Raw genomic sequence first — 13068 nt, 5'->3', positions numbered from 1 at the left:
AAGTTTAATTATGAGATTTAAAATAATAACATATTGGCTTACCGTTCTTCCCATTTTAGTTTTTGGACAACACTATTTATCCTATAGCAAGAATACTGAAGAGGTTTCTGTGAAGCTTTCTGATGGATATTTAGTCTTAAGACCTATGAATGAAAATGCGGTAAGAATACAGTTTATAAAAGAAATAAAACCGGAAGAAAATCAGTTTGTTTTTATCAATGAAAATAATTCTTCAGATTTTAAATTTAAAGAAAATACCTCTTCTTTAAAACTGAAAACTAAAAATTATGCTGTTTTGTTCAATAAAAAAACGGCTCAGCTTACCTTTCTGGATAGCAATGGTAAAGTTTTGCTTTCAGAAGCTGTAAATAGCCGAAAGCTTACAGAAAGTAGAGTCTCTTCTCAATCATGTTATATTGCAGAGCAAAGTTTTATCAATGATAAAGATGAGCAGCTTCTGGGATTAGGTCAGTTTCAGGATGGTCATTACAATTTGAAAAATATCAGCAGAAAACTCATTCAGGTCAACAGCCAGATTGCTTTGCCTTTTTTGTATTCTTCAAAAGGATACGGAATCTTGTGGAATCAGTTTGGATTAACCTGGTATAATCCGGCAGACGAATCAGTTCCTTTGGAAAAAGAAGCCGTCACTGATGGGGTAGAGAGAGAAGTAACCGGTACTTCAGGAACCGTAAAAGTTTCTCAGCAACAAGCCTTGCATACAGGTAAGATTTTAATTAAAAAAGATGGAGAATATACTTTTATGCTGGACTTGGGGAATATGGATAACCGTCATTTTCTTTCCATCGATGGAAAACCGATAATAGACCAGTCTAACCTTTGGCTTCCTCCTGCCGTGAGTACTAAAGTTTTTCTTACGAAAGGGGAACATCATTTTCAGGTGATTTGTAAAGCAACCAACAGCCCTTCATTACAGTATAAATCGGCGGAAGATATTTCTACATTCCGTTCACCGCACAGTAAGTCATTAGATTATATCCTATTTGTAGGCAATAATTCAGATGAGATTATTTCGTCTTACCGGGAAATCACAGGTAAGGTGCCGATGTTACCAAAATGGGCTTTCGGATATTGGCAATGCAGAGAGCGATATACTTCTGCAGAACATCTGGTAAAGACAGTAGAAGAATTTAGAAAGCGTAATTTACCGGTAGATGTCATTGTTCAGGATTGGCAGTATTGGGGAAAATATGGTTGGGGCGTACCTAAATTTGATGAGCAAAACTATGCTGAACCCGAAAAGTTTATTGAAAAATTGCATCAGCTTCACTCAAAATTTTCAGTATCCGTTTGGGAAAATTTAGATAAAAAATCTGAGGTAGCCAAAGATTATGATGGGCTGTACATCCCAGACAGCCCGTGGATTGATATCTTTAATCCGAAAACACAAAAAATACATTGGAATGCGTTGAACAAAAATCTTTTTCACAATGGAGTAGATTCCTGGTGGATGGATGCTACAGAACCGGAAAATGATGCATTGGTCGGGAAAAATACTTTTTTTGGAATTGGTGAATTTTACAGATTGACGTATCCGTTTTTTGTGAGCAAAGCAGTTTATGAGGGACAGAGAGCAACTAATCCTGATAAAAGAGTAGTCATTTTAACCAGGTCTGCATTTCCCGGGCAACAGCGGTTCGGAACGATCAATTGGTCTGGTGATATTGGCTGGGATTGGGATGCTTACAGAAGGCAAATTGTGGCCGGACTTAATTATTCCATCTCCGGAATGCCTTACTGGACAACCGATATTGGCGGATTTTTCCGTCCCGGTTCTTCCCAATATTCTGACCCAAAATACCACGATATTTTGATGAGATGGTTTCAGTGGGGTGTTTTTAGTCCGGTTTTCAGGATGCACGGTTATCAGTCTGAAACAGAACCTTGGAAATATGGAGAAAAAATTGAAAGCGATATGCGCGATTTGATGAATCTTAGATATCAATTATTGCCTTACATCTATTCTCAATCCTGGGAAATTTCAAAAAATAATTCTACCATTATGCGGCCTATGGTAATGGATTTTCAAGGAGATAAAAAAGCTATTGAACAGTCTTATCAGTATATGTTTGGAAAATCTATACTGGTTGCTCCTGTTATCAAACCAAATGTTGAAAATTGGGACGTTTATCTTCCTAACGGCTATTTCTGGTACGATTTCTACACCAACCAAAAAAATAATGGTGGGAAAACCATTTTAGCCGATGCTTCGCAAAATAAAATTCCACTTTTTATAAAATCAGGCTCTATAATTCCTTTTGGTCGTGTAATGCAATATTCCTCAGAAAAATCTAATGAGGAGCTTACTATAAAAATATATGCGGGCAATGATGGAAATTTTACTTTGTACGAAGACGAAGGTGATAATTATAACTATGAAAAAGGGAATTACACCTTGATTCCTTTCAAATGGAATGATAAAAAAAGAAAATTACAGATTGAAACCCGTTCTGGTTTTTATAGAGGACAAACAAGCCATAGAATTTTTAATCTTGAGATTATAGGCATCAATAAGGAAGTTATTACCAAAAAAATTTTTTACGAAGGGAATGAACTTACCATTAAATTTTAAAATAAAAAGAAATATATGAAAAAAATAGTAATAACCTTCAGTCTGATTTATTGCGGCTTAAATACAATTTTAGCTCAGAATCCGGTTATCCAAACCCACTTCACGCCTGACCCTGCGCCGATGGTTTACAAAAATAAACTCTATGTTTATACAGGAGACGACCAACCGGGATTTGATTTTTATACGATGACCAAATGGAGGGTGTATTCCACCGAAGATATGGTCAACTGGACAGACCACGGCGCCCCGATTTCACTGGAATCTTTCAGTTGGGCAAGAGACCGGGCGTGGGCGGCACAATGTATTGAAAGGAATGGTAAATTTTACTGGTACATCTGCGCTCAGACGGTTGATAACAATATGGCAATCGGCGTTGCGGTGGCAGACAGTCCGACAGGACCGTTTAAAGATGCTTTAGGCAAACCTTTGGTAACAACGGGAACCTGGGATAATATCGACCCGACCGTTTTTATTGATGATGACGGACAGGCCTATCTTTATTGGGGAAACAGCAAATTATTTTATGTTAAACTCAATAAAAATATGACGACTTATGATGATAAAATTACTGAAATTCCACAATCGGTAGAAGCTTTCGGCGGATTGAGACGTCCCGGAAAAAGTGAGGAAATTTTACAGAAACAGGAAAAATTTGAAGATGTTTACGTGGAAGGACCTTGGTTGTACAAGCGTAAAAATCAATATTATATGATGTACGCCGGAATGACAAACCGCACAGAATGTCTTTCGTACTCAACAAGCTCTTCACCAACCGGACCCTGGAAATATCAGGGGAAAATAATGACCGACCAGCCAACCAACAGTTTCACTAATCACGGCGGAATTGTCGATTATAAAGGGAAATCCTACCTGTTTTATCACACAGCATTATTACCGAATGGCGGAAGCTACGGTCGTTCAACTTCGATTGAAGAATTTAAATATAATGCCGATGGAAGCATCCCAAAAATTGCAATGACCAAAGAAGGCGTAAATCCTGTGGGAACTTTAAATCCTTACCAAAGAAATGAAGCGGAGACGATGGCGTGGTCAGAGAAATGTAGTACGTCGGAGAACAAAAAAACTGGTGTTTTTGTTTCAGATATCAGAGTGGGAGGTTATATTAAAGTTCGTGCGGTAGATTTTGGTAAAGGTTCGTCTGAGTTTTCAGCTTCTGTAGGGGCAGGAATCGATGGTGGGATTTTAGAAGTCAGACTGGATAAATTAGACGGAAATAAAATTGCTGAAATTGAGGTTCCTCGAACTGGAGGTTGGGAAGAATTTAAAATGTTAACTGCGAAAATAACTGAAGCTGTTTCCGGAGTTCACGATGTATATTTTGTTTTTAAAGGAAAAAATATCACGGCAGGAAGAAAGCTTTTCAATTTTGATTACTGGAGTTTTCAGAAAAAATAAAATTAAATTCTTTTGTCATAATTAATAGCATAAGACTTTTATAAGCTTTAGCGGCTTTGTGAAACCTAAAAGAAAATATTTTTAATTAAAAACTTTGTGGGCTTAGTGTTCAGACTCAAACAACAATCAAAAAATTAAATATGAAAAAAACAATAAAATCAATCGTAAATATTTGTCTAATAGGATGTTCGGGAACATTTTTATCTCAGAATCCCATTATTCAGACCAATTACACCGCCGATCCGGCGCCAATGGTCTATAATGACAGGCTGTACGTTTACACCACCCACGATGAAGACGATTCCACCTGGTTTACGATGAACGACTGGAAAGTCTATTCTACCAACGATATGGTGAACTGGACAGACCACGGAACCATTCTTTCCTATAAAGATTTCGACTGGGCAAAGCGTGATGCATGGGCGGCGCAATGTATCGAAAGGAATGGCAAATTCTTTATGTACGTTCCGATGATTAGTAAAACCAATAACAAAGGTGCAATTGGTGTTGCGGTGGGCGACAGTCCGTTCGGTCCTTTTCACGACCCGCTTGGGAAACCGTTGGTGCAGAGCGAATGGGGTGATATCGATCCGACCATTTTCGTGGATGATGACGGACAGGCGCATATGTATTGGGGAAATCCGAAACTGAAATATGTAAAGCTGAATCAGGATATGATTTCCTATTCCGGTGATATTGTTGAGGTTCCGATGACGGCAGAATCTTTCGGCAAAAGAGATGGAAAAGAAAACCCTGAAAGACCTACAAAATACGAAGAAGGACCTTGGCTTTACAAAAGAAAAAATCTGTATTACCTTTTCTGGCCGGGCGGTCCGCTTCCTGAATTCATCGGATATTCCACAAGTAAAAGCGCACAGGGACCGTGGAAATATGGCGGAATTGTGATGCCTTCAGAAGGAAAATCATTTACCAACCATCCCGGCGTGATTGATTTTAAAGGGAAAACCTATTTTTTCTATCACAACGGTGCTTTGCCGGGCGGAAGCGGATTCACAAGGTCAGTAAGCGTGCAGGAAATGGAATTCAACAAAGACGGTTCGATTTCGCCTTTCAAAATGAATAATGGAATAACAAAAGCCATTGCAACGGTCAATCCTTACGTTTTCAATCAGGCGGAAATGATTGCGTGGTCGGAAAATGTAAAATCGTATCAGAATAAAGAAGCCGGCGTTTTCATAAAAGCTAAAAAAAGCGGTGCTTACACCAGTGTGAAAAATGTCGATTTTGGTAAAAAAGGTGCAGTCAATTTTTCTGCAAGAGTGGGAACGACGCATAACAGCGAAGTGACAATGGATGTTCGTGTAGACAGTCTCAACGGAAATGTTATTGCGTCGGTAAAAGTTCCGCTGACCGGAGGAGACGACCGGTGGCAAAACGTGAAAGCTGAATTAAAAGAAAAAATTACGGGCGTTCATGACATCTATTTTGTGTTTAACGGAAAAGCAGAAAAGGATATTATGTTTTTCGATTCTTGGACATTTCTTGAAAATAATTAATTATGACTAAATTTATTCTAAAACTATCATTCATCCTAAGTGTTTTGTTGCTAAACACTTTTTCAGCACAGGTGGCGGAGGTTTCAAGCCCTGATGGAAAACTGAAACTGAATGTTTTTTCGGAGAATGGAAATGCATTATACTCTGTAACTTTTCAGGGAAAGCAGATGTTGGATAAATCTCCGTTGGGTTTAATCACCAATGAATCTGATTTTTCTAAAAACTTGAAATTCATTGACAGTAAAAAAGACCAGGTTTCTAAAAAATATTCCAACGGAAAAATTAAAAAATCGGAGGTTGATTATAAAGCCAATTCTTTAACGGTTAATTTTACCAATTCAGACCAATTCAATATCGGAATTGAGTTTCAGGTCAGCAACAACAATATTGCTTTCAGGTATGATATTGCACCGATGAAAGAGCGTCTGAGTGCCGTCGTGCAGTCAGAAATTACGGGTTACAGATTCCCTTCCCAAACCACAACTTTCCTTTCGCCTATGATGAAACCGATGACCGGTTTTGCCAGAACGGCGCCAAGCTACGAAAGTGGTTACAAAGCAGATGCAGAATTAGGAACAAAAGCCGATTATGGTTATGTTTTTCCAGGTTTATTTCACGTTGGAAATGACGGATGGATTTTACTTTCCGAAACGGGTGTGAACAGTCTCTATTGTGCCTCTCATTTAGATACGACTTCCGAAAAAAATCTTTATCAGGTTGCTTATCCGAATATGGCGGAAAACAATGGTTTCGGAAGTACCGGAGCCGCGATTTCACTTCCGGGAAAAACGCCGTGGAGAACCATCACGATTGGCGATTCTTTAAACCCAATTGTCGAAACTACAATTCCTTTTGATGTTGTTGAACCAATGTATGAACCTTCGCAGAAATACACTTTCGGAAAATCTACCTGGAGCTGGATTCTATGGCAGGATAACAGTATGAATTATGAAGATCAAAGTCTCTTTATCGATTTAGCATCAAAACTTGGTTATGAATACATTTTGATGGATGCACTTTGGGATAAAAATATCGGAAAAGAAAGAATGAAAGACCTCATTCAATACGCAAAATCTAAGAATGTAGGTGTTTTATTATGGTACAATTCCAACGGTTCGGCCAACGATGCGCCTATGGGACCGAGAAACAAAATGAGCAGTTCCGTAGAGCGAAAAAAAGAAATGAAATGGCTGAAAGAAGCTGGCGTGAAAGGTCTTAAAGTTGATTTTTTTGGAGGAGACAAACAAGAAACAATGCGTTTATATGAAGATATTTTGTCGGATGCCAATGATTTTGGACTAAAGATAATTTTCCACGGTGCTACTTTGCCGAGAGGTTGGGAAGTGATGTATCCGAATTATGCAGGAAGCGAAGCGGTTCTTGCCTCAGAAATGCTGTACTTTTCGGAAGATGTGCGCAAGCAGGAAGCGTTTTTTGCGGCTTTGCATCCGTTCATCAGAAACACGGTCGGGAGTATGGAATTTGGTGGTACTTTCCTTAATAAATATCTAACGAAATCCAATAAAGAGAAAAATAAGAGACACACGACGGATAGTTTCCAGTTGGCAACCGCAGTTCTGTTTCAAAATCCGGTTCAGATGTTTGCTGTGATGCCGAATAACCTTGCAGACGCTCCAAAATTTCAGCTTGATTTTATGAAAGAAATTCCGACGCTTTGGGACGAAACAGTTCTCATCGAAGGTTATCCGGGGAAATATTCGGTGATTGCCAGAAGACATCAGAATCAATGGTTTATAGCGGGAATCAATGCGGAAAAAACGGTGAAAAAACTGAAAATCAATCTTCCAATGTTAACCGGAAAATTGGTGAAAATTATTAACGACGATATGCAGGGAAATTCATCAGAAAAAGAAGTGAAAATAAGTGCTAAAGGAGATTTCAATGTAGAAATTCAGCCAAACGGAGGTTTTGTTTTGAGGAATTGAAATAATTTAAAAATAAAAAATTATGAATAAAATAAAAATATTTTTTCTCGTCGCTTTTTTCGGATGTTGTCTGCAAATTGATGCAACAGAACCATTTATCAGCACAGAAAAAAAATCAGAAAATATCGTTTTAAAAGAAAAATTCGTCAATCTTTCCATTTTCACCAATAGTGGAATCGACAATGGAATTTTGAGAGCTGTTAGGAATCTGCAATCAGATTTTCAGAAAGTGACGGGAACTCAGCCAACGATTTTGAATCAGATTTCAGAAATGAATTCGCCTTTAATTATCATCGGAACAATCGGAACAAAATCGGTGATCGATGATTTAATTAAACAAAAGAAGATCGACGGAAAATCTTTAACCGGAAAAAACGAAAAATATATCATTCAGAATATTATTAATCCATTTCCAGGTGTTTCTGAAGCAGTAGTAATTGCGGGAAGTGACAAACGCGGAACGATTTACGGAATCTACGAAATGTCTCAGCAGATTGGCGTTTCGCCGTGGTATTATTGGGCAGATGTTCCGGTTTCGGCGAAGGAAAATTTATACTTCAAAAAGGGAATTTATACCGATGGCGAACCGGCCGTAGAATACCGCGGGATTTTCCTTAATGATGAAGAACCTTCATTAGGAAGTTGGGCGAGAGCGACTTTTGGAGGAATTAATTCTAAATTTTATGAGAAAGTTTTTGAGCTGATTTTGAGAATGAAAGGCAATTACATCTGGCCTGCGATGTGGGGCAAAGCGTTTTATGACGACGATGCTTTGAGCGGACCATTGGCGAATGAAATGGGAATCGTAATGGGAACTTCGCACCACGAACCGATGGCTTTGGCGCAGACCGATTGGCACCGATACATCAAGAAAAATAATCTGCCTAATGTTTGGGATTATGCCAAAAACGAGAAAGTGTTGAAAGAATTCTGGAAGTCAGGATTGGAAAGAAGCAAAAACTGGGAAAAACTTGTGACTGTCGGAATGCGTGGGGACGGCGACGAAGCGATGGGAGAGGGAACGAACATTTCCCTTCTGGAAAAAGTGGTGAACGATCAGCGGAAAATCATTGCGGATGTCACAGGGAAACGAGCCGATAAAACGCCTCAGGTTTGGGCTTTGTACAAAGAAGTTCAGGATTATTATGACAAAGGAATGCGGGTTCCGGATGATGTTATTTTGCTGTTTTGTGATGACAATTGGGGAAATGTAAGAAAACTTCCGGACCTTTCAAAACCTTTACACAAAGGTGGTTACGGGATGTATTATCATTTTGATTATGTGGGCGGACCGAGAAATTCTAAATGGATCAATATCAGTCCGATTCAGCGCGTTTGGGAACAGATGAATCTTTCTTACGAACATAAAGTAGACAAGGTTTGGGTCGTGAATGTCGGAGATTTGAAACCTATGGAGTTCCCCATCAGCTTTTTCTTAGAAATGGCCTGGAATCCCAAACAATTCAATTCAAAAAATCTTTTAGATTACACGGAAAAATGGTCTGCTCAACAGTTTGGTGGAAAACATTCAAAGGAAATTGCAAGAATGATTAATCTTTATGCTAAATACAACCGCAGGGTAACGCCGGAAACGTTGGACAGCAAAACATTTAGCCTGGAAAATTATAACGAATTTGAAACTGTTTTGAATGATTACAGAGCGTTGGCTTTAGAAGCTTTGCGATTGAAAGAGCAGATTCCTGCAGAATATCAGGATGCGTATTATCAGCTGGTTTTATATCCGATTGATGCTTGCACTAATTTATATGAAATGTATTATGCCGTTGCTAAAAACAGGGAATTGGCTGCTAAATATGATCTGAAAGCCAATTATTACGCAGATAAAGTAAAAGAATATTTTGACAGAAATGCCTATTTGGACAATCAATACAACAATGTGATTGCCGGCGGAAAGTGGCAACATATGATGGATCAAATGAAAATTGGATACAAAACCTGGGCAGACGGAAAACAGAATATTATGCCGGAAGTGACTTATATTTATGATGATAATGCTTCTAAAGACAAAGTGTTTCAGGAGAAAGATGGTTACATTTCAATTGAAGCGGAAAATTTTGCAAGAATGAATAATTCGGACAGAATTCATTGGGAAGTGATTCCTGATTTCGGGAAAACCAAATCCGGTGTGACGACTTTTCCACAAAATGCGTATCCGAAAACTGATGAAAATATTTACCTCGAATACGATATTAATTTTGAATCCAAAGGTGAGTTTGATGTTCAATTATTATTGGCTCCAACTTTAAATTTTAACCATAATAAAGGACTTCGCTACGAAATTTCTTTCGACGGACAGACGCCACAGACAGTTAATTTTAACGGACATTACAAAGGCGAACTCGGAAGATGGCAGTCTGAACACATCATTAAATCCATTACAAAACATCAGATTTCACAACCCGGAAAACATACATTACGTTTCAGAGTTTTAGAACCGGGAATCGTTTTGGAGAAAATATTAATAGATACGGGTGGTCTAAAACCTACTTATCTCGGAGCACCGGAAAGCACTATGCTTCATTAAAAACTAATGTACAACCAAACACACCAATTATTATGAATACATGACTCCACTTTAGATTTCGTGTTTAAATATCGTTCGACTTAGCAAGAATTGAATACGAAGGAGGATTTGCCACGACTTTATTTAAAAGATTCTTAGCCTGACTTTAATAGTCAGGAAGGTTTCCCGATGGCGGATTTAATCTTACTCATCCTGAAACAATACCTGAAATATTCCTTCACCATACATGGCTGAAGCATTTAAACCAATCAAAATAAAACTATGAAAAAACTGGCTCAGCGTATTGCCCTGGCTGTCGTGTGTTTACTGACAAACATCACCATATTCGGGCAACTTACCACAGTAAAAATCAACAAAAACATTACGTATCAGAAAATAACAGGTTTCGGAGGCTTCGTCTGCAGTCCGCAGTTTGGTTATAATCATATGACGACTTCGGAAATCCAGACGCTTTGGGGAGCTAATAGTCAGGCTGGCTACAACATCATGAGGCTGTATATCCCGGAAGGAAGCAGCAACTGGAGTTCTGTGCTGCCAACGGCGCAACTTGCAAAATCTATGGGACTTACCATTTTTGCCAGTCCGTGGACCATGCCGGCCGCCTGGAAAACGAACAATAGTGTGAACGCGGTGTACACAGATGCCAATGGCGTACAGCAGATCGGTTATCTTAAAACAGAAAACTATCAGGATTATGCACTCTATCTGAATAGTTTTGTGACTTATCTGCAAAATAACGGAGTGACTTTAGATTATATTTCTATTCAAAATGAGCCTGATGAAATGGCTCAATATCAAGGGTGTATCTGGACGCCTACGCAGATTGCAACTTTTGTAAGGGATTATGGACATCTTATTAACTGTAAGGTGATTGCTCCTGAAAGTGTGGGTTTAACGGATAATTTTGCCAATGCGATGCTGAATTCCGCAACGATGGATAATTTTGAAGTGTATGGTGGTCACCAGTACGGACTGATGCAGTCTGCCTACAAGCAATTTCAGAATTATAATAAAGAAATCTGGCAGACAGAATACCTCATCAACTGGAATCCTTCCAATGCTACGCCGCGTAATTTTGACTGGAATCTGGATGCGTTTAATTTTGCTACCAGCATCAATAATACAATGCTTGGAAATGTGAATGCCTGGATTCATTACTCTGCGAAACGCTATTATGGGTTAATGGGAGACGGAACCAACGGAACTACTACCGGTGTTATGACGAAAAGGGGTTATATTCTTTCTCATTATGCTAAATATACGACCGGAAAAACACGTATCTCCTCTACCTGGGGCGATAATACAGGTGTACTTCAGGGATCTTCCTATATTTCACTGGATGGCAATCAGGTGGTATTAATGGTGATCAACCCTTCGGCGAATTCTTATGATCTTAAAGTTGATATTCCCTTTTATACCACGTCGGGGACAAAAGTGCTGACCGATGCACAGAACAATATGACGACCACTTCTTTGACGATGGCTCAGACGTTCCGTCCGGGAGTTACGATCAATGCTTCAAGTGTGATGACTTTTGTATTCAATAAAAGCGGTGACCGTCCCGTTTCACAAATGACAGGAAGTGATATTCGTTACAATAAGATTGAAACCATGACACCTACGAATGCTAATTTCGGAACAGGGTACAATATCAGCAATACGACTGCGACATTCTCCAATGCAAGTCCGCTCTTTAGTTCAAATACTACAGCATCCAACGGTTATTTACAGCTTAACGACCGTTACAACAAAATGGTTTTGCATGTGAACAGTTTTACCACCGCAGGACAAAGTTATTCAGACAATACCACACTGTATTATATTAATAGTCAGGGCGCTGTAAAATCTTATAATTACGGAAAAATAAATTTCCCGACCGGTGGTAATTTTGATATTACGCTGGATATTTCAAGACAGGTGCTTACTGACGGATGTAAAGGAATTTTAGGACTCCGTAATTCCAATTACAGTTCTGTCCTTACCCTGAATTTAGGCGATGTATATTTCAATATCGGAAACGAAGTGGCCTCTAAATTTTCAGGAACATATTCTGATGGCGACAGCAACCTGATGGATGCGTTGGAAAATGGATATTATACTTCAGTAGATTTTAGAAATACCACTGGAACTACATCGGCCAACAACTGGCAACCGGCGAGTGCTAATTCCAACAGCATTTATTACATACCCAACACAGTGACTTCATCCAGCAACAATGTAATTTCAGGAACCAGCTGTACCAATCTTGTACTTTCAGATCAGGGGAAAGATTTCCAGGTTCCGTTTGCCTTTAATGCTACGGCAGCTTCATATTCTCGTACATTTAATGGTTTGGAAGTTATGATATTACCTTTCACTGCGACCATTCCTTCCGGAGTAACCGCCTATATGATGACACCGGGAACTTCTGCTATCACATGTACTACGATTACCAGCGGAACGATCCCTGCGAACACTCCTGTACTCATCAATGCAACCGGAAACATTACCTTCCAGGGAACAGGAAGCGTTTCCACTCCGAAAGCCATCACCGTAAACCAAATGAACGGAGTTTATAATATCATAAAAGTTCCTGCCAACAGCTATGTTTTAAAAACCGTTAACGGAACTACAGGCTTTTATAAAGTGGCAGCGGGAAGCGAACCTCTCATCAATCCTTTCAGAGCTTATCTTACGGAGGAAAATACTTATACGGCATCTGTCCTTCCGTTAAGTTTTACAACACTGCGTACCAATGATATTCTTGCAGAAAAAGATGGTGTAGCACTTTATCCAAGTCCGGCTAAAAGTGAGATTTTTATAGAGCTGAAATCTTCAGGTACCGCTTCTGTATTTGATGCTAAAGGGACCCGGGTTTTAAATGAGCAGCCGCTACGCTCCGGTAGAAACCGAATCGATATCGGGCAGCTTCCTTCCGGAATTTACGTGGTTGAAATTTCCCAGCCCAATAGTAAATCTGTGGAGAAAAAGTTTCTTAAGCAATAAATGAATTTAAGATTTATTACTCATATCTATTTAAAAGCCACCATTTTTTTGGTGGCTTTGTTATTT

Annotated in this window: 6 protein-coding genes; all 6 read left to right on the top strand. The window is 39.0% G+C overall.

All coding sequences use genetic code 11. From position 1 onward, the window contains the following. Positions 1–10: 10 nt before the first annotated feature. The 6 genes from ACWNCI_RS06355 to ACWNCI_RS06330 all read left to right on the top strand — a co-directional run bounded on the left by ACWNCI_RS06355 (position 11) and on the right by ACWNCI_RS06330 (position 13002). The gene (locus tag ACWNCI_RS06355) at positions 11–2593 is read left to right on the top strand and encodes a TIM-barrel domain-containing protein (protein ID WP_449387627.1); all 2583 of its coding nucleotides are present in this window, start codon (positions 11–13) and stop codon (positions 2591–2593) included. Positions 2594–2608: 15 nt separating this feature from the next. Beyond that, positions 2609–4009, top strand: a complete 1401-nt coding sequence (locus ACWNCI_RS06350; RefSeq protein ID WP_449387626.1) for a glycoside hydrolase family 43 protein — start codon at positions 2609–2611, stop codon at positions 4007–4009. Between the two features lie 140 nt (positions 4010–4149). Continuing rightward, positions 4150–5526 carry a glycoside hydrolase family 43 protein gene (locus ACWNCI_RS06345; RefSeq protein ID WP_449387625.1) on the top strand — a complete coding sequence of 459 codons (1377 nt, stop codon included), beginning with the start codon at positions 4150–4152 and terminating at the stop codon, positions 5524–5526. A 2-nt stretch (positions 5527–5528) separates the two neighbouring features. Continuing rightward, positions 5529–7472: a glycoside hydrolase family 97 catalytic domain-containing protein gene (locus tag ACWNCI_RS06340; protein ID WP_449387624.1), complete on the top strand. Its 1944-nt coding sequence runs from the start codon at positions 5529–5531 to the stop codon at positions 7470–7472. Between the two features lie 22 nt (positions 7473–7494). Continuing rightward, on the top strand, positions 7495–10017 hold the full coding sequence (locus tag ACWNCI_RS06335) for a glycosyl hydrolase 115 family protein (RefSeq protein WP_449387623.1): 2523 nt from the start codon (positions 7495–7497) through the stop codon (positions 10015–10017). Positions 10018–10278: 261 nt separating this feature from the next. Beyond that, positions 10279–13002, top strand: a complete 2724-nt coding sequence (locus ACWNCI_RS06330) for a T9SS type A sorting domain-containing protein (RefSeq protein WP_449387622.1) — start codon at positions 10279–10281, stop codon at positions 13000–13002. Positions 13003–13068 lie beyond the last annotated feature (66 nt).

It is taken from the genome of Chryseobacterium lineare (assembly GCF_977014045.1).
The sequence above is the reverse complement of the archived record's forward strand: the minus strand, read 5'-3'. Positions and strand labels throughout refer to the sequence as shown.